Raw genomic sequence first — 18947 nt, 5'->3', positions numbered from 1 at the left:
ATGTACCGGGTGCGCAGCCACTTGCCCCGACGGGCGGCGGGCCGACCTTAGCGCGGTGTTGAGACGGTAACCCCCGCACACGCCCCTGGCGTTGCAAGACTGGCGCGCCCACGGCACCGCAGCGCTCCTCTTAGGAGCCGCGCGACGCGGAGGGCTCACGACTTCCGTCCTGATGGACGATGACTGCGCAGGCCCAGGGTGCGCTGGATGCTGCGGCTTAGGAGCAGCCCGATGGCTGAAGATAACGCTACTGATACAGATAATGGGCGGGTGTTCGAGGAACACAGTCCAATCCCGACCCCGCGACCCAAAAAGCCTCGGCGCCGTGCCGGGGCTCCCGCTGGCCCTCCGAGTGTGAACCTTGCTGACACTGAGGATTCACTGTCTACGCCAGCGAATAGTGACGCTGTACCTCTCACAATCGTTCCCGAGCAGCCCGAAGTCCCGGTGAAGTCGGCGGTTCCGACGAAAAGGGCACGTCGGCCTCGGCGCCGTGCGGGGGCTCCCGCAGGGCCGCCTCAAAATGTTGAGCTGGTCGAACCTGTTACTGCGGAACCAGTCGCCGAGTCTCCTACTGATCACGCATCAGAGCGGGGCCAGAACAACGGGACGGTTACTGTGTCGGGCCCTGCTGGACACGTTGAAAATGCTGCCCCTCGCCCCACCAATGCCGAAGGCTCTGGTTCGGCTGTCACCAGCGATTTTGATCATGAGCCCGGCCACACCGACGATGCCGATCACGTGGATGAGGACGAGCGGCCCACGCTGGGCGTGCTCGATGATCTGGAAGCACTCGCCTCCCGGCGCCGGTCGGAGACGGTGAAGGAGTCGGATAAACCCGCGTCGGGAACCCGCCGGGGTCGCAGGTCATCCCGTCGAACCACCCGGACTGTGCCGGTCGAAACCCCGGATGCGGAAGAGAAACCGGTCGAGCGCCCAGCAGATCGTCCATCTGTTCAGCTGGACTTTTCGTCGCTGTTCTTCCAGGCTCCGAGCCTCGGTCCGACTGACACTGTGGAACCGACCCAGCCTCTGGCGGGGCTGCCTGAACTGCCAGTTGGCACCACCTCGGTGATGTTCGATGCGGGAAGCGCAATTGTGATTCCGCCGCGTCGGACGCGCGGTGGTAGCTCGGCTCAAGAAGAGCTTCTGCTGGACGAATCAGCTGATGAGACCGACGAGGACGAGATCACCCGTGAAGACTCCGGACGCGAGGACGGGGCAGGGGAAGGTGGCACCAGCCGTCGTCGCCGCCGCCGAGGTGGCCGCGGACGCCGTGGCCGCGGCCTAGCACGTGAGGATTCCGAGACCTCGGATGCTCCCGAGGACGAGCTTGCCGGGTCTGTGCCTGGCGATGATGAGGACGCTTCACAAACCGAGCAGGATGACGCTGCCGTTGACACCGATGACGAGCGAGTAGGCAGTTCCAGTCGCCGTCGCCGGCGCCGCCGTCGCTCAAGTGCCGCCGGTGAGGATGCCGTCAAGCCCGCGCCGGACGATCCGCCGAACACGGTAGTCAAAGTCCGCGAGGGCCGCGACGAGGTGAAAGCGGTGAAAGGCTCAACCCGTCTTGAGGCGAAAAAACAGCGCCGCCGGGAAGGCCGTGATGCGGGCCGACGTCGCAATGTCATTACTGAAGCTGAATTTTTGGCGCGCCGTGAAGCGGTAAAACGCTCCATGGTGGTGCGCGAGAGTAAGGGCCGCACCCAGATTGCGGTGCTGGAAGACGATGTGCTCGTCGAGCATTATGTAGGCCGCAAAACTCAGACCTCGATGGTCGGCAATGTCTACCTCGGCAAGGTGCAAAACGTATTACCGAGCATGGAAGCAGCCTTCGTAGATATCGGTAAGGGCCGAAACGCGGTCCTGTACGCCGGGGAAGTGAACTGGGACCTCGCCGGACTCGACGGCCAGCCGCGCCGGATCGAGAATGCGCTGAAGTCCGGGGATGCTGTTTTGGTGCAGGTCACCAAGGATCCGATTGGGCATAAAGGTGCCCGGTTGACCAGCCAGATTTCCCTGCCCGGTCGTTACCTGGTGTTCGTGCCGGGGGCGTCCATGACGGGTATTTCGCGCAAGCTGCCAGATACCGAACGCAGTCGACTCAAGAAGATTATGCGTCAGGTCATCCCTGAGGGCGCGGGCGTGATTGTAAGGACTGCCGCCGAGGGCGCGAGTGAAGAAGAACTGACCCGCGATGTGGAGCGGCTTAAAGCGCAGTGGGCGTCGATCCAAAAAGCACAGAAGTCGAAGTCGGCACCGGTCGCGCTGTCTCAGGAACCAGATCTTGCGATCAAGGTTGTGCGCGATGTCTTTAACGAGGATTTCACCTCGCTCATCGTGCAGGGCGACAAAGCATGGAAAGACGTGCACGAGTACGTCACCGCAGTTGCGCCCGATTTGCTGGAACGCGTCACTAAGCACGTGGGCGAGAAAGACGTCTTCGCCAAGCACCGCATCGATGAGCAGCTGCTGAAAGCGATGGACCGCAAGGTGTATCTGCCGTCCGGCGGATCGCTAGTCATCGACCGCACCGAAGCGATGACCGTGGTCGATGTCAACACCGGTAAATTCACCGGTACCGGCGGATCGCTTGAAGAAACGGTCACTAAAAACAACCTCGAAGCGGCCGAAGAAATTGTTCGTCAGCTGCGTCTGCGCGATATCGGCGGCATTATCGTGGTCGACTTTATCGACATGGTGTTGGAGTCCAACCGAGATTTGGTACTGCGGCGTCTGGTGGAGTGCCTCTCGCGGGATCGCACTAAACACCAGGTCGCAGAGGTCACTTCGCTCGGTCTGGTGCAGATGACCCGCAAACGTGTGGGTCAGGGTCTGGTCGAAATGTTCTCTACCCCGTGCGAGCATTGCAACGGTCGCGGTGTCGTCATTGATATGGATGGCTCCGGTCCGAGTGAGCCCGTGCAGGACGAGGCCCCCGCAGCCCGTAAAGGACGCAAGTCCACCAAGAAGGTGAAGCCCAGTGGCGCCGCGAAAGACGCCGTCGCTGAGCTTATCGAGGACCGGGCCAAGGACAAGGAGAGCGCCGACGTGCACGTGCTCGCACAGGACGAAAAGTCCCGTGAGATCGCGCGCGCGACGATCGCTTCCATTGCGGCAGCGACGACCCAGCACGGTACCCCTGAGGTCACCGTCGCGGGAGAAGTTGTTGCTGTGGGGGAGGATGACGTCTCTGACTGAGTGCATCCAGTGAGCAGTCCCACAGGGATTTAGCTCATTGGGGCAGGTCGGCGGCCATGTCGTGGTTGACCTGCCTTGCACCCTCCCCGTATCATTTTCGCTGGCGCACCTCGTGCGTCCGCATCGTGCCCGCCTCATCAGCGGACGCCCGATATCGCATGCGCGGCCCCCGCACTCACAGCGGATGGTCGTCCGCGGTAGGGTGCCGACCGGCGGGAATCCGAGCAGCAATCATCCGAACAGGAAAGAGCAGACACGTGGTGTACGCAATCGTCCGCGCCGGCGGTCGTCAGGAGAAGGTGTCCGTCGGTGACGAGATCGTGATCAACCGCGTCGCCGGGGAGACGGGCGACACCGTGGAGTTCGCCCCCGTTCTCCTGGTCGACGGCACCAAGATCACCTCAGACGGAGACGCCCTCTCCAAGATCACCGTGACCGCGGAGATCCAGGGCGAGGAAAAGGGTCCGAAGATCCGCATCCTCAAATACAAGAACAAGACCGGCTACAAGAAGCGCCAGGGCCACCGTCAGAAACTGACCCGGCTCAAGGTCACCGGGATCAAGTAAGGAAGAGGTTTCCCTCATGGCACATAAGAAGGGCGCAAGCTCCTCCAAGAACGGGCGCGACTCGAACGCCCAGCGTCTCGGCGTCAAGCGCTTCGGCGGGCAGGAAGTTCTCGCGGGTGAGATCCTCATCCGTCAGCGGGGCACCAAGTTCCACCCGGGTGTTGGCGTTGGCCGTGGCAAGGACGACACCCTGTTCGCGCTGACCGCCGGCAAGGTCGAGTTCGGCCGCAAGCGTGACCGCGACGTCGTCAGCGTCGTCGCCTAACGACCATCCTGTCCGACTCAGCGCGGATAGAGACCCCGTCGAGGGGCGGACCTTCGGGCCCGCCCCTCGACGCGCATCCGGGCGCAATACCCGGAAGCATCCCTGAACTGAGAGGAAGGCCCCTCGATGGCGACCTTTGTTGATCGCGCTGTTGTCCACGTCAAAGCAGGAGATGGTGGTAACGGCTGCGCCTCGATCCGTCGCGAAAAGTTCAAACCGCTAGCCGGTCCTGACGGGGCCAACGGCGGGCACGGTGGTGATGTCGTGCTCGTGGTCGATCCAGATGTCACCACGTTGATGCCGTACCATCATCGGCCGCATCGCACCGCGGAAAGCGGCGGCTTCGGCAAAGGTGATATGCGGGCCGGTGCCAACGGTGAGGATCTAGTGCTCGGAGTGCCCGACGGTACGGTGGTGAAAACTGCCGACGGTGACGTGATCGTGGACCTGGTGGGTACCGGGGCCCGCTATGTGGCGGCGCGGGGCGGTCGCGGTGGGCTCGGAAACGCCGCTCTGGCCTCAACAAAGCGCAAAGCGCCGGGTTTTGCACTGCTGGGGGAGCCAGGACAAGAACGCAGCCTGATCTTGGAAGTGAAGACGGTTGCCGATGTGGCCCTGGTTGGGTATCCCAGCGCCGGTAAATCATCGCTAATTGCCGCGATGTCTGCGGCCCGACCCAAAATCGCCGACTATCCGTTCACCACCCTCACCCCGAATTTGGGCGTGGTGGAGGCCGGCCAGATGCGCTACACGGTTGCCGATGTGCCGGGCCTTATCCCGGGCGCCAGCGAAGGTAAGGGTCTCGGGCTTGACTTCCTGCGCCATATTGAGCGATGCCATGTGATTGTGCATGTCTTGGATGCGGCAGCTCCGGAATCCGACCGCGATCCGTTGCACGACCTACAGACCGTAGAAGCGGAGCTGCGCGCTTACTCTGACCGCCTCGACGCCGAGGCCGATAGCGCTGGCCGGGTTCCGCTGATGGAGCGGCCCACCGTGGTGGTGATGAATAAAGTTGATCTCCCGGATGGCGCCGATATGGCCGAGATGATGCGTGAAGCGCTCCAGGAACGGGGATTGCCGGTTCTCGAGGTTTCGGCGGTCAGTCACAAAGGTCTGCGCGAACTGACGTTCATGCTGGGTCGTCTGGTGGAGGAAGCGCGTGCCAAGCAGCCTCCGCCGCAGGCCGCTCCGATTGTTTTGGCTCCCGACGCTGTTGACGATAAAGGATTCACCGTGACCGTCGAACGCGACGGGGATACGATCCTTTATCGAGTGCGAGGAGACAAACCCGAACGATGGGTGCGCCAGACGGACTTTGCCAATGATGAAGCCGTCGGTTACCTCGCTGACCGTTTAACCCGGCTTGGTGTCGAGGACCAACTGTTTGCCTCGGGTGCGGTAGCGGGCGACACTGTCGTGATTGGGTCGACGGATGACGCCGTCGTATTCGACTTTGAACCATCTATGGTCGGAGGCGCAGAACTGCTCGGTGCGCGCGGCACGGATATCCGGCTGGAAGATCATTCCCGCCCCACCCGCGATGAGAAAAAAGCTGAACAGAGAGCTAAAACCGCTGCTCGACTGAACCGTTTAGCGGCGATGGAGCAGGAACGTAAATCCGGACACTGGAGTGACCCGGCTCGGCAGGATCCGAGTGAATCTGTAACCGCCCGGCGCTCTGTGGATGGTGAGGACCAGCAGCGGTGACCCCTCCCGCGCGAGTGCCGGCGAAACTCACCACCCGAGAGGGTATCGCCGACGCTCAGAGAATTGTGATCAAGGTCGGATCCTCGTCCCTGACGACCGCCGACGGACATTTAGACCGGGCCAGGATTAACGACCTTGTGGATGTGATTGCTCGCACGCATCGCGACGGACGAGAAATCGTGCTGGTGACCTCGGGCGCGATTGCCGCGGCACTGGATATTCTCGGCCTAGATCGCCGTCCCAGCGATGTGATCGCCCAGCAAGCTGCCGCCAGTGTGGGCCAGGGCCTTTTGATTGCCGCCTATACCCAGGCTTTTGCCGTCCATGGTTTGCATGTGGGGCAGGTTCTGCTCACTGAATCCGATGTTGTACAGCGAGAAACTTATCGCAATGCCCGCGCATGTTTGGGGGCGTTGCTCACCGCCGGCATCGTGCCCATCGTCAACGAAAATGATGCGGTAGCCACCGCTGAGATTCGTTTCGGCGACAACGACCGGCTCGCGGCGCTGGTTGCTCAAGCAATTGGAGCTGACCTGCTGGTGGTTCTCACCGATGTAGACGGGTTGTATACCGCGCCGCCGGGCAGTCCAGGTGCGCACAAGATTGACTGCGTCGAGAATTTTGATGATCTGCGCGAGCTCAGCATTGGATCGGTTGGGTCCGCCGTTGGAACCGGTGGCATGGTCACCAAACTGGATGCGGCGCATATCGCTGTTACGACCGGCACCGCCGTGGTGTTAACCCACGCCGGTTTGCTGTCGCCAGCATTGTCGGGTGAACAGATGGGAACGTTCTTCCCCGCGCATCCGGGGCGGCGCCGTACCCGCCTGGTGTGGTTGCGATGCGCTACACGCGGTGCGGGCCAGCTGATTGTCGATGAGGGTGCGGTTCAGGCCCTGGTGTCACGACGCTGCTCACTTTTAGCTGTGGGCATTGTTCGAGTGGATGGTGCCTTCGGGGCGGGTGCGCCGGTGGACATCTGCGACACCTCGCAGCGCCTCATTGCCCGAGGGCTCGTGGCCCATTCCAGCGACGATATTCGAGAGATGGCTGGTTTGCGCGCCGAGGTGCTGCGAATGTCCAAGGGCGAGCGGTTTGTGCGTGCGGTGGTGCACCGGGATGATCTGGTGCTGCTCGGTGGTGCTGCCTCTCGCCGCCACTCGGATTGAGTTCCTACGGGGTGTTCCCGAGTCTCACGACCCGGAGGGGTGTGCGGATCGGAAAGCTTATCGATGGTCTTCGACGGGGGTTAGTGGGGCAAGGACGGAAGCTTGCTCCCAGGCTCTGGATAACTGTCCTGAGCACCCGGGTACTGCACCGAATAGCCGGCCACCCGCGATGCCGTACGGGACGCGGACACTAGGTCTTGGCCGGTGGCGAGTGAAGCCGCCAGAGCGCCGATAAAGGCATCGCCTGCGCCGGTGGTGTCAACAGCAGTAACTTGGGCCGCGGGAATTGTTGCGCACCCCGGTGCCTGAGCGTTAAAGACTAGGGCGCCACCAGCTCCCCGGGTCAGCACCACAGATCGCACTCCGGTGGCCACGAGCTGGTCCGCCACCTCCCGATCAGTGCTCTGGGTTGGGGTCGGTACGCCGGTGAGCTGCGCAAGAACTCCGCGGGCTTCATGCTGGTTGACCACGAGCGGATCTGCGCGCCGCAGCACCTCCGGGTCGAGATCGAGCACCGGCGCTGGATTGAGCACTAGCCTGCCCATGGCGATCTGCGCAGCTGTTTCAATGCCATCGCGAGGAATTTCCCCCTGCGCCACAACCACCGTCGCGGCTCGCACGCGCTCAGACCATCGACGCACAGCCGCGCTGCCGACGGTGGCGTTTGCACCTGGCACCACAACGATTGAGCTTTCACCCTCGTTATCGACCGTGACCACCGCTAAGCCGGTCGGCTTGGCCACCTCAGCAACCATGCTGAGATCAACCCCTGCGCCCCGAAGCAGACGAAGGGCGATATTGGCGTTTTGGTCATCGCCGACAGCGCCCAGCAACGCGACCCGCGGATGTGTGTCGTTCCCAATGCCGTTGGACAGCGCCCGGGCAGCCGCGAGGGCCTGGTTCGCACCTTTCCCGCCGGGAGTATACGTCGCACCGCTGCCCAACAGAGTTTCACCTGGCTGAGGGTGGCGGTCAATCCGCAGCATCAAATCTGCATTCACAGACCCGACCACGATAATTTCTGGGTCTAAGCTCGGTGGCCCGGCAGATGTCATGGGCATCCTCGAAGCGCTCCTCAGGTATGTGCTGTGGTTTAGGTATGTGCCGCGGTTGGGGTGATGTTCATAGACAATTTCATAGACAATAACGTGCGCTCAGACAAAACCCGGGGTCGAACGCGGGGCGGCGTCAACCAGCGGTTCATAGCTGACAACAGATCCACCTCCCCACTACTCTATGGCGATGAGCACGACCACCGGTTCAGATCACCCTGTCCTTACTGTGTGCCGCGCCGCGCGCACGGCTCAGCAGAGTTTTGGTTCTCTGCCTCGCAGCCTCAAGGACGATGCCTTGCATGCGATTGCTGATCGGCTTCTCGCTGAGGCTGACACCGTTCTCGCAGCGAACCAGGATGATCTCGCCCGAGCCGATGCAGAGGGCATCTCCCCGGGCCTGCGCGACCGGCTTCACCTGACCCCAGCGCGGATCGAGGATATGGCCGCCCAGCTTCGTGCGACCGCTGCGTTGGCCGATCCGGTGGGCGAGGTTCGATGCGGGTCAACGCTCGCCAATGGTTTGCAGCTCCAACAGGTGCGGGTGCCGCTCGGCGTTGTGGGCATGATCTATGAAGCGCGCCCGAACGTGACCATCGATGCGGCAGGACTCGCGTTGAAATCGGGCAACGCTGTGGTGTTGCGCGGGGGATCAGCGGCGGCCGCATCTAACACGGCGCTGGTGAGCATCGTGCGTTCCGCTCTGGTTGAACGCGGTCTTTCTGCTGATCTCGTGGCCGGAATCGACGCCTACGGACGCGAAGGTGTCGATGTGCTGCTGCGGGCACGGGGCCTGGTCGATGTGGTGATTCCGCGTGGGGGAGCGGGCCTGATCAAGCGGGTGGTTGAACACGCCACCGTACCCACCATTGAGACCGGCACCGGGAACTGCCACATTGTTGTCGATCGCAGCGCTGATCTGAACGCAGCGGTCAATATCGTCGAGAACGCTAAAACCCAGAAAGTTGGTGCATGTAACGCGGTGGAAACCGTGCTCGTGGTGGCGGAGGTCGCAGGGCAGTTTCTTCCGACGATGGCGCGGCGTCTGGCTCCGCACGGCGTCACCCTCCATGTGTGCCCGCGGGCGTTAGCACTTCTGGGCGAGATGCGGATCGCAGATAAAGTCGAGGGCAAATCCGCTTCCGCAAATAAAGACGATAGCGGCCCTGCAACCGACCCGGAGATTCACGTGGTGCCCGCCGGTGAATTAGACTGGGAGACGGAATATCTTTCGCTCGACCTCGCCGTTCGCGTGGTGGATAACCTCGATGAGGCGATTTCTCATGTGCGCACCTATTCAACCGGGCACACCGAAGCGATTATCACCGGAGAACTAGCCTCGCAGCAGCAATTCATTCGGGGGGTCGATGCGGCTGTTGTGATGACCAATGCTTCCACCCGGTTTTCCGACGGCGGAGAATTTGGCTTCGGAGCTGAAATCGGTATCTCTACCCAGAAGTTGCACGCGCGCGGTCCGATGGGACTACCAGAACTCACCACCGGGACGTGGCATCTGGTCGGAACCGGCCATATTCGACCCTGACGTGAGCTTACGACTCGCGCTCTTTCCGCAGTCTGAGGCGTCGATGTGCGAGAATGCTAGAGATATGTCGTCGCGATGAAAGGTGCACTGATGATGGATAAGGCACTGCTGATGGCGGAGGCTTCCCACGCCGCCGAAGGGCTTCCTCCTATCGTCTACGGCGTAGGAACGCTCGTTGTATTGCTTGCCTTGCTCGGGATTACCTTCCTGTTTAGCGGATTGACGGACAAGGATTCCCCTCAAGACTGACCAGGTGAGGTCTACGCAGACGATGAACACCCGTCGGCGACGTCTCGGAGTCATGGGCGGGACGTTCGACCCAATTCACCATGGCCACCTCGTGGCAGCAAGTGAGGTGCAGAGCGTTTTTGATCTCGACGAGGTCATTTTCGTTCCCACCGGTAGGCCCTGGCAAAAAGAGGGTCAGGACATATCCGATCCTGAACACCGGTATTTGATGACGGTAGTGGCTACCGCCGCAAACCCTCGGTTTACGGTCTCGCGAGTCGATATTGAGCGGCCCGGCAAGACCTATACGATTGATACCCTGCGAGACCTCTCATCCCTCTACCCCGATGCAGATTTTTTCTTCATCACGGGTGCCGACGCACTGCGCACGATTCTCACCTGGAAAAACTCGCAGGAGATGTTTGAGCTCGCGCATTTCATCGGCGTGACTCGGCCCGGTCACGTCTTACGAACCGAGGGTTTACCCGCCGGACGGGTGACACTTATTGAAGTGCCGGCGATGGCAATAAGTTCCACAGACTGCCGTGCGCGCAAACGACGCGGCGACCCAGTGTGGTACTTAGTTCCGGACGGGGTCGTGCAGTACATCAATAAATACGCTTTGTACGTGAGAAGTGAGGACGATGGCGGACGCTGACCACACGCACGTCATGACACCGGATCGACCTCGGCGTCATGGACGCCGGGCTAGAGCGGTGCCGACGCGCACCGATCCTGCACTTCCTGCATCGAGCGGGCGGCGCCGATCTGACGGCAACACATCAGGCGAGTTACCCATCCTCGAACGCCACGCGGTTGCGCCGCCCGGCCCCGGAGAACCCCGCCCTAAAGTGCGCCTGTTCGGGCGCCGTAAAGCCGAAACAGCGCCGCCGATCACCGCCGAAGAGGCCGTGGTCAAGGACGTCGAAGTCGACGGGACGGAGTTTGGGGAAATTCCCCAGGACAAAGCCCCGGCGCCTCGTCCCGCCCCCCGTTTTGAAGGTCCCGTGCTGCGCGCCCGCTCGCGTTTCGGGGACAGCCCTCTGTTCTGGATGACCTGGATCGTCATCGCGCTCGTGCTGATAGCGCTGATCATCCTGATCACCACTACCAGTTTGCTCGGCGGAGACGGTGGCGACACCGCGGCGATGACCGCAAACTTGGCGCCGCAACACATCACCCAAGCCATCTATCCAACCCACCTACCGACCCATCTTCTCGACGGGGTTGAAACGAACCTGCCAACCTCGACCCTGCTTCAAGGATCTATCGCGTGAGCGCACCCAACGAATCTCTTGACCTCGTCCACACCGCAGCATCCGGCGCCGCCGACAAACTAGCCATCAATATCGTGGCCTTCGATGTCAGCGGTCACCTCGTGATCACGGATCTGTTTCTTTTGTGTTCAGGCAGCAATGAACGCCACGTGCAAGCCATTGTGGACGGCGTCGAGGAATCGCTTTTGAAAGTCGGGCGTAAACCCTTACGCCGCGAAGGGGAACGCGACGCACGCTGGGTTCTGCTCGACTACGGCGACATCGTCGTGCATGTGCAGCACGAGGAAGATCGCGCGTTCTATGCGCTCGAACGCCTATGGAAAGACTGTCCCACCCTCGATCTCAGCCTGGTCGATTCGGCGCAGGCAGACGAAAAGGCTTCATCCATCGATGACGCTTCATGACGAACCAGTGTTCTGAGCGCGAAGAACCGTTATCAGAGGGCAAGAAGGGTATCATGAGCGGTACCAAAAAACTGCTTCTTATACGGCACGGCCAAACTGAACTCAATCGCGCAGGCCGCCTCACCGGACGCACGGACGTTCCGCTGAGTGAGAACGGTCTGCACCAGGCCGAACAGATTGCGCAGGCACTTGCCGAGACCCCGATCAGCGCGGTGGCCTGTTCGCCGTTGATGCGGGCCCGTCGAACCGCCGAACCTCTGGCCGCGCTCAAAGGTTTAACTCCGATTGTGGATGAACGCCTTATCGAACGCTCTTTTGGTCCGTGGGAGGGACTCACCCGCGACGAGATTCAGCAAAGGTGGCCCCAGCAGTTCACGCAGTGGCGCTCACAGCGCGATGTGGACGCCGACGGGGTTGAAGCACGCGTTGACGTCGCGCTACGAGTTGGCCTGGCATGCCGCGAACTCATGGCGGAACACGGCGAGCAGGGCCTGGTTGTCGTCGTCGCACACGGCGCAGCAATAACTCTCGGTGTAGCAAACTTGCTCGGGCTCGACCCGATCGGATTCCACGGGGTCGCAGGCTTATCTAACGCGCACGGCAGTGTGCTCTCCCCGCTACACACTGACCCATCGGGGCAGACGATGAGGTTGCTGTCACATAATCTCCCGCCGATTTCGCTCGGAGTCGCTGGGACGCTATAGTTATTGACGTTCCGCTCGCGGAACAAACCTTCGGGGCTATGGCGCAGTTGGTAGCGCGCTTCCATGGCATGGAAGAGGTCAGGGGTTCGAATCCCCTTAGCTCCACAAGTAAAAAATAGAAGCTGCTCCGTCTGATGACGGGGCAGTTTTGTTTATGTGGGCGATGTTGGTGGGGTGTCGGCAGCGATGTGGGCGAGGACGCTGGTCGTGGGCTCGTCGGGTGTGTAGATGACGTTCTCTTCATCGTCGATGGTGATGTGTGTGGACAGGGCGCGGCTGAGGATGTGCGATTCGGCTGGTTCGCATTTGTTGTAGAGGTCGTGGAACTCCGCGGAGCCCTTGTAGTCGCCCGGTCGCGGTTGATCTGTAGTTCGGTCTCGGTGAGGAGTTGACCTTCTGCAGCCGCGTACTGCCAGGGCGCCTCGGCGACCGGCCTGCACAGGTCCATTGAATAATAATGATTCCCAGGAGCATACTATTGTGGTATGACTCACGATGCAGCTTATGACGGCTCGACCGTCTCTGGTGGAGACCCGTACGCGGCTACCGCTGGTGCCTATGACCTATTCATCGGTCGGTACCGATCGGATCAGGTCGCCGCTTTGGAGGTGGTCGGAGCCCGACTGCGACCGGAGGCCGGTCCCATCCTTGACGTCGGCGCGGGGTCCGGGCTGAACAGCGAGTGGGTGCTCGATCACCTGCCGGATGCGGAGCTGGTCGCACTGGAGCCAAGCCGTGCCATGCGGTCCCTCCTGCTGGCCCGGGTCGCTGCGCACCCGGAGTGGTTCGATCGGATCACGGTCCGTCCGGAGGACTTCTTCTCCGCCCCGCTCCCGCCCCGTATCGGGGGCGCGATCCTGCTCGGTGTCATCGGTCATTTTGATGTGAGTGAGCGTGCCGCGGTGCTCGCCGAGCTCGCCGCTCGCCTGAGAGAGGGCGGCGCGGCGCTGATCGACCTGCAAGCCCCCGAGACACCCGCAAGAGTGGAGCCGTTTGAATTCGTCGCCGCGACCGTCGGACAGCTGAACTACCGGGGCATTGGGGAAGGCTGGCCGATCGACGACGAGCGGATGCGTTGGCGGATGTGCTACCTCACGCTGGAGGGGGAGCGGGTCCTCGTCGAGGACACCACCGAGTTCACCTATCACCACCCGAACCCGCGGACGGTCGCAGCGGAGGCCGCGCAGGTCGGGCTGAGACTCGACCGCCTCGGCGAGACTACGTTCTGGCTCCTCAGTTACGACCACACGGACGGGCACTCATAATCAGCACAGATCCCGCCGGGGTGACACCGGAACCGGCCCTGACACCGCGGGATACGTCGATTATCTGATCAGCAGCCGGGACCTTGTCGCCACCGTGTTAGTGACTGCGATCGACACACCAGTCGCCGTTGCCCGTTTTGAGCACGCTGATCTCTGATCGGTCCTATTGTGGGCACCTCTCACGTGCCGTTGAGAGGTTGTTCTGAGGCCGGGCGCCAGCACCCATAAAAGTGAGGAACATCGAAACTGCCCCGCTTGGTGGCGGGGCAGTTTTTAATGTGGCGATGTCCTTCAGGGTCTTGAGGGTAAGAACCTGCATCATCACGTTCGATCTTCGGAACCACCTGTCTGGGCTGCGGTTTGAGGATGTGGATTGACGCGCAGGCGAAGGCCAAAGAGGAACGCACTGGCTGCGATCAGAGTTGCGATTATGCTAAACGGTGTGAAAATCGCGGCGGAGCTCCAGATGGTCGCGGCTACGCCTGCGACGATTGTTGGGATGGCCATGGCGCCAAAGGCGACTAGGTAGAACGCTGAGGTGACCGAGCCGCGTTGTTCAGCGGGGAGGTCATTGGTGAGGGTCCGTAGGGATCCGGAGAAGGCAAGTCCGTATGCCGCGCCCAGAAGCAGCACGTCGAGCAGGATCAGCCATAGATTGCGGGTGGCGAATGCGCCGATGCCGCTTAGGAGCAGGATCGCGGAGGCGAGGTCCCCGATCAGAGCGACGAGCCTGGCCGGGAATGTCATGCTGACGAATTGAGCAAAGGCGGCGGCGAGGGCAAACACTGAAATGAGGATGCCGCTAAAGAGAGGCCCGGTGGCGTGAATTGCTGAGGTGGCGATGGCGGGTTCGAGCGACAGGAAGACGCCGAGCACAGCCCATGCTGCCCCTGCGCCTGTGGCCGCGAAAATGAAACGGCCTCGCATCTGTGCTGGTACCTGTGGGCGCGGCAGATGTATTCGGTTGCCGGCTCCTCGAGCGGGTTGGGCGGCGTGAGGTTCGTGCATCGCGATAACGGCGATAAGGGCGGTGAGGGTCAGTGCGAGCAGGAGTAAGTATGGGGTTAGCAGCAGGGCCAGGTGTGCTTGCGCGATGATCGCTGAACCTATGGCCCCGAGTGCGATGCCCAGATTGAAGGCGATGGCGTTGAGCCCTCCGGTGAGGGCGGCGGCCTCGGGACGAAGATCCAGCAGTGCTGCCCCTGCAGCGACGACAATCGCTCCGATGCCAAAGCCGTGCACTAGCCGTGCAATGATTAAAAATGCGGGATGCGAGGCGAGGATGAACACGCCCAGTCCTGCGATGACCAGGAGTAGGGCGATGATGAGCACTGGTTTCCTGCCATACCGATCTGAGAGCGGCCCCGCACACAGCACCGATACCAGGGCGCCGACCGCGTAGGCAGCGAAGATGAGCGTGGTGACCACGGGCGGGAAGTGCCAGGCTTTGCTGTATAGCGCGTAGAGCAGTGAGGGCGTTGCCGATACCCCGAGTCCCAGTGCGAGAATGCTGAGCAGCGTCCAGTAGCGCCAGCGTTGGGTCGGCCTGTTTATGCCTCCTGAGTGAGTGGTCTCCTGGTGTACGGATGTCCTCGACATGCCGAACCTCTTCCAGTAAGTTTGATGATGTTCGTACTTGGACCCTAGAGGCATGTTTGATAAACGTCAAACTTACGAGGAGGATTGGTGGCATCGCTGACCGTTCCCGACGATGAGCTGAGCCCCGTTGGAGATATTCGGACCGTGTTACATGCACTGGCGGATCCGATTCGCTTGGAGATGGTGCGACGCCTTGCGGCAAGCCCCGACGGCACGTCCATGTGTGGGCAGCTCTATGACACGATCAGTAAGTCAACCGCGAGCCACCACTTCTCAATTCTGGTTAACGCCGGTATTACTCGTCGCATCCTTATCGACGGCGCGCGCGGTCATCGACTGCGCAGAGAGGATCTCGACGCGGCACTGCCGGGAGTTCTTGACTCGATCATTAACGCAGCCTCGCCGCTGTCAAGGGGGGGGGAGCGGTCAAGGTTGCAGTACAACTGATCCGCAGAGGACCTAATCTGCAACGCGGCCAATACGGGAGTGGGCTGGCCACGATGGTTCAGGCGTGATCGCTCGCTTTTTTCTTTTGCTGAGGAGATAGCTTAACTTCCGACCATTGGCCACGAGGGGCAGATGGGGCTGGCATATTCTATGACCAAACCATTGGCGTGGCGGGCACATTCCTATACCCCCGTCGCCCCTCTCGCCAACTCAACCCTCCGGCTGCGTTCATACCTATCACTGAAAGGGCCAGGCTGAGAACTGTCGGGTGCGAGACAATGAGCCGCATGGGCGAAAAGCCGCTACATCCCGACGGCCCAGTGACGGAACTGGGCGAGTTCTTGCGTGCACGCCGCGACCGCATCACCCCGGATGACGTGGGTATCAATAGTTACGGTCGCCGTCGTGTGCCTGGTCTGCGACGCGAAGAACTGGCACAACTCGCCGGTGTCTCCGTCACCTATCTGACGCGAATAGAGCAGGGACAGGCTGCCAATGCCTCAGAACAGGTGATCGATGCGCTGGCGCGTGCCCTCCGGCTCGACGCCGATGAACGCACCCACCTATACACGCTCGCTCACCCCACTCCGCCAAGCCATCCTCAGCCGTCAACGTTGGAAGTAGCCAAACCTGGCGCTGAACAGCTATTGCGTTCGATGCATGAGATACCCGCAGTGCTCCTTGGGCGTTTCAACGACATCCTTGCCTGGAACCAGGCTGGACATCGTCTGATTGCTGAGCACCTCGATTTTGGCGCGCCGTCCCGCCCGGAGGATCGGCCGAACCAGCTCACATTGCTATTCCTCGATGAGCAGACCCGTCAGCTATATGTTGACTGGAAGGATGAGGCCGCTCTCGCAGTGGCGTCACTGCGGTATGCAGCTGCCCACTGTGCTGATGATCGCCGACTTGTGGAACTCGTCGGTGAGCTCAGCATGAAAAGTCCCGAGTTTGCGACGCTGTGGGCAGGTCACGGCGTGCGCCTGTGTACGAGCGGTTCTAAGCGGTTTCGCCATCCTCGGGTTGGGGATCTTGAGCTTCGATATGAGGTGCTGCATCTGCCGGAGGGGAACGGGCAGCGCATCCTTACCCACATTGCCGATCCGGGGAGCGCGTCATACGCTGCGCTCAAGGTGCTGACCACCACCTTGTAGACGCGGCGGACACCCAGAGGTTTGACCCTGGTATCGGACAGGTGTGGAGTCATCACGGTTTACTCTGCGTGATCTGTCCTCCCATCCGGAGTCGACTTATAGCCGTGAGGTGTGGTCTGCCTCCGCGCTGTGAACCGGGCTACGGTGATCAGCACCAGCCCTGCAATGGTCAATGCCGCGCTGGTCACGGCGGGGCTTCGCAATCCCCAACCAGCGGCGATGACCGCGCCCGCGAGGGTGACACCGATTGTATTGCCGAGGTTGAAAGCCGCGATATTTGTTGCTGACGCCAGGGTTGAGGCCCCTTGAGCATGACGCATGACGCGTGCTTGCAGGCCGGGAACGGTTGCAAAACCAACTAATCCTAGGAGGAATAGAAGGGCCGTCACCGGTATGGGCTGACTCGCGAGGGCTGCAAGGCCCAGGATGACGATGGGCAAGAAAATTGATAGCACGAGCACCGTGTAATCGGCGTGTCGATCCGCTGCTTTGCCGCCAAGAATGTTCCCGACGAACAGTCCAGCTCCAAAAACGATCAGTAGCCAGGGAATCGCCGCGGCCGAAAAACCAGTGACATCCCGTAGTAGGGGTTCAATATAGGTGAACATCCCGAACATTCCTCCGAACACCAATGCGGTAGTCGCTAATGAGGCGAGTACCTGTGGTCGGGCCAATGCGTGGAACTGCTGGGCGATAGGAAGTTGACTGTGCTCAGGATCGGTCCTGGGGACGAGCGTGATAAGCCCGATCAGCGCTAGCAGTCCAAGAGCGCTGATAATCCAGAACACAGTGCGCCAACCATAGTGCTGTCCGACAAGTGCTCCGGCGGGCACGCCAAGAACATTCGCGATCGTTAAACCCGCGAATAACGAAGCGACTGCTGAGGCCCGTTTGGATACTGGCACTAGGGAGGACGCAAGCACAGCGCCAATTCCGAAGTAGCCGCCGTGGGCAAGAGCTGCAATAACCCGAGCAACGAGCATGACCTCGTACCCAGGGGCCCAGGCCGAAAGGACGTTACCGATCACGAAAAATCCCAAGAGCACCATGAGCGCATACTTCGGGGGTTGACGCATGAGAACTGGGGTGATGATTAAAGCACCGGGTATTACCGCGAGTGCATAAATGCCGACCAGGTGCCCGGCAGCCGTAATGCTAACCCTGAGGTCACCGGCGATGTCGGTGAGCAGACCCGCGATGACGAACTCTGTCAGTCCGATCCCGAATCCACCAAGGCTGAGCGCGAAAAGTGCGAATGAAGCTTTCTGATGTGGCGCGGGATATGACGGTCCGTTCGTGCCGGAACTGGCATCGGATACAGGGTGTGCGGTGGTTGCCATGCGGCGCAGCCTCTCTAAGTCGCAACTCACGCGGGATGTGCAGGCCGGTTGCGCTCAGTGCGCCGCGGCCATGCCTTAAACCCTGCCCGGGTTATGAGAGGTCAACCAGCGCCTGCCTTGACTAGCATCGCCAGGGCTAGGCCCAAGGTCGTGGTCCTGGTTCAGCGAGGCTTATTCCAGACCAACGCGTATCTCCACAGAAGCAACTGTTTCCAGTGCACCCCCGGAAGGACCCGCTCAGCAGTCTTTCGGACGGTCACATAGTCGTGTGGAGGAGGCCAAACCACGGGTGCCGTGTGTTCCCAGAATCCATATTTATGAGTCATCCAGCGGTGTTGCACTATTCCTGCAAGGTGGAGAATGGCATCCCTAGGGCGGCTGGTCTGGGCCATTCCGACAATGACAAGCACCCCGCCGGGAGCGGTTAGGTCGGCCAACCGCGCCAGTGCTTTACCAAGATCAGGCATGTGGTGCAGGGTGGCGATGGAGGCGACGACATCGAACTGCCGATCAAAGGCGAATGTCATAGCGTCTCCGTGGATCCAGGTCAACTCGTCGTTGTATTGCCGAGCGGTGGCTAGCACGGTCTCGTCGAGATCAATGCCTATGACATCGGGAACCACTCGCCGTAGCTCTGATGTGAGCAGACCGTCTCCGCATCCGACATCAAGAGCCGACCGGGCCCCCTTAGGCACAGCGCGAAGAATTAGCGGATGGTACTGGATATTGTGATTCCAGCGACGGGATGAAATCTCCATTTCTTTACGCTACAGCGTTTTAAACCCTACGGCGTGCACCTGAAATCGGAAATGCGAGTAAACGTCTTTCGGGTGTCACTGCGTCCATATGACGCCGCCGGAGGGCGACCCGTACGGGTGCATCCGATGATTACCGTAGCTCGAGCTAATCGCAAGCGGTCATTGCGGGAGGAGTAGAACGGGAGGGTTAGAGTTGATGAGGTCGTCATGCTTCGAGTTCACTGTCGAAGAATCACAGCTTCACATCCCTAGCAGTGCGACCTAC

General features: G+C 61.0%; 18 protein-coding genes and 1 tRNA gene. 15 read left to right on the top strand and 4 right to left on the bottom strand.

All coding sequences use genetic code 11. The annotated features are described in order from the left end of the window. Positions 1-231 precede the first annotated feature (231 nt). The 5 genes from BN1724_RS03165 to proB all read left to right on the top strand — a co-directional run bounded on the left by BN1724_RS03165 (position 232) and on the right by proB (position 6911). Positions 232-3201, top strand: coding sequence for an Rne/Rng family ribonuclease (locus BN1724_RS03165; RefSeq protein WP_058234204.1), 2970 nt, complete (start codon positions 232-234; stop codon positions 3199-3201). Positions 3202-3458: 257 nt separating this feature from the next. Continuing rightward, positions 3459-3767, top strand: coding sequence for a 50S ribosomal protein L21 (gene rplU / locus BN1724_RS03160; RefSeq protein WP_197671752.1), 309 nt, complete (start codon positions 3459-3461; stop codon positions 3765-3767). 16 nt (positions 3768-3783) lie between these two features. Next, positions 3784-4032 (top strand): 50S ribosomal protein L27, encoded by a 249-nt coding sequence (rpmA, locus tag BN1724_RS03155; RefSeq protein WP_058234203.1) that lies wholly within the window; start codon positions 3784-3786, stop codon positions 4030-4032. Positions 4033-4158: 126 nt separating this feature from the next. Further along, positions 4159-5742 carry a GTPase ObgE gene (gene obgE, locus BN1724_RS03150; protein WP_058234202.1) on the top strand — a complete coding sequence of 528 codons (1584 nt, stop codon included), beginning with the start codon at positions 4159-4161 and terminating at the stop codon, positions 5740-5742. Beyond that, a complete protein-coding gene (gene proB, locus BN1724_RS03145; protein ID WP_058234201.1) occupies positions 5739-6911 on the top strand; it encodes a glutamate 5-kinase in 1173 nt (390 codons plus the stop codon). The genes obgE and proB overlap by 4 nt, the downstream gene beginning before the upstream one ends. A gap of 80 nt (positions 6912-6991) precedes the next feature. Here the strand turns inward: proB and BN1724_RS03140 are convergent, their stop codons facing one another. Further along, positions 6992-7972 (bottom strand): ribokinase, encoded by a 981-nt coding sequence (locus tag BN1724_RS03140; protein WP_084252707.1) that lies wholly within the window; start codon positions 7970-7972, stop codon positions 6992-6994. Between the two features lie 181 nt (positions 7973-8153). Between BN1724_RS03140 and BN1724_RS03135 the strand changes: the two genes are divergently transcribed. The 8 genes from BN1724_RS03135 (at position 8154) to BN1724_RS03105 (ending at position 13384) form a co-directional block, all read left to right on the top strand. Next, positions 8154-9506, top strand: a complete 1353-nt coding sequence (locus BN1724_RS03135; RefSeq protein WP_058235722.1) for a glutamate-5-semialdehyde dehydrogenase — start codon at positions 8154-8156, stop codon at positions 9504-9506. 90 nt (positions 9507-9596) lie between these two features. Continuing rightward, positions 9597-9755, top strand: a complete 159-nt coding sequence (locus BN1724_RS12835; protein WP_157085729.1) for a hypothetical protein — start codon at positions 9597-9599, stop codon at positions 9753-9755. 22 nt (positions 9756-9777) lie between these two features. After that, positions 9778-10392 carry a nicotinate-nucleotide adenylyltransferase gene (nadD, locus tag BN1724_RS03130; RefSeq protein ID WP_084252706.1) on the top strand — a complete coding sequence of 205 codons (615 nt, stop codon included), beginning with the start codon at positions 9778-9780 and terminating at the stop codon, positions 10390-10392. A 13-nt stretch (positions 10393-10405) separates the two neighbouring features. After that, a complete protein-coding gene (locus tag BN1724_RS03125) occupies positions 10406-11011 on the top strand; it encodes a hypothetical protein (RefSeq protein WP_157085728.1) in 606 nt (201 codons plus the stop codon). Continuing rightward, the gene (gene rsfS / locus BN1724_RS03120) at positions 11008-11415 is read left to right on the top strand and encodes a ribosome silencing factor (RefSeq protein WP_058234198.1); all 408 of its coding nucleotides are present in this window, start codon (positions 11008-11010) and stop codon (positions 11413-11415) included. Before BN1724_RS03125 ends, rsfS begins: the two co-directional genes overlap by 4 nt. Before the next feature lie 53 nt (positions 11416-11468). After that, complete coding sequence (locus BN1724_RS03115) at positions 11469-12119, top strand: histidine phosphatase family protein (RefSeq protein ID WP_058235720.1); 651 nt, start codon at positions 11469-11471, stop codon at positions 12117-12119. 32 nt (positions 12120-12151) lie between these two features. Continuing rightward, positions 12152-12224 (top strand) — tRNA-Ala (locus tag BN1724_RS03110). Between the two features lie 380 nt (positions 12225-12604). Next, a complete protein-coding gene (locus BN1724_RS03105; RefSeq protein ID WP_058234197.1) occupies positions 12605-13384 on the top strand; it encodes a class I SAM-dependent methyltransferase in 780 nt (259 codons plus the stop codon). Between the two features lie 321 nt (positions 13385-13705). Here the strand turns inward: BN1724_RS03105 and BN1724_RS03100 are convergent, their stop codons facing one another. Then, on the bottom strand, positions 13706-14983 hold the full coding sequence (locus BN1724_RS03100; RefSeq protein ID WP_058234196.1) for an MFS transporter: 1278 nt from the start codon (positions 14981-14983) through the stop codon (positions 13706-13708). 87 nt (positions 14984-15070) lie between these two features. Here BN1724_RS03100 and BN1724_RS03095 point away from each other — a divergent pair, with 87 nt between their 5' ends. Both BN1724_RS03095 and BN1724_RS03090 read left to right on the top strand, forming a co-directional pair. After that, positions 15071-15430: an ArsR/SmtB family transcription factor gene (locus BN1724_RS03095; RefSeq protein ID WP_231928137.1), complete on the top strand. Its 360-nt coding sequence runs from the start codon at positions 15071-15073 to the stop codon at positions 15428-15430. A gap of 287 nt (positions 15431-15717) precedes the next feature. After that, entirely contained in the window at positions 15718-16584 is an 867-nt protein-coding gene (locus BN1724_RS03090) for a helix-turn-helix transcriptional regulator (protein WP_058234195.1), read from the top strand. Positions 16585-16643: 59 nt separating this feature from the next. On the opposite strand, the gene BN1724_RS03085 is transcribed toward BN1724_RS03090, so the two are convergent. Both BN1724_RS03085 and BN1724_RS03080 read right to left on the bottom strand, forming a co-directional pair. Then, positions 16644-17924, bottom strand: a complete 1281-nt coding sequence (locus BN1724_RS03085) for an MFS transporter (protein ID WP_084252703.1) — start codon at positions 17922-17924, stop codon at positions 16644-16646. Between the two features lie 161 nt (positions 17925-18085). Continuing rightward, on the bottom strand, positions 18086-18682 hold the full coding sequence (locus BN1724_RS03080; protein WP_058234194.1) for a class I SAM-dependent methyltransferase: 597 nt from the start codon (positions 18680-18682) through the stop codon (positions 18086-18088). Positions 18683-18947 lie beyond the last annotated feature (265 nt).

The sequence above is a fragment of the Devriesea agamarum genome (assembly GCF_900070355.1).
In the GTDB taxonomy this organism is placed as follows: Bacteria; Actinomycetota; Actinomycetes; order Actinomycetales; family Dermabacteraceae; genus Devriesea; species Devriesea agamarum.
The sequence above is the reverse complement of the archived record's forward strand: the minus strand, read 5'-3'. Positions and strand labels throughout refer to the sequence as shown.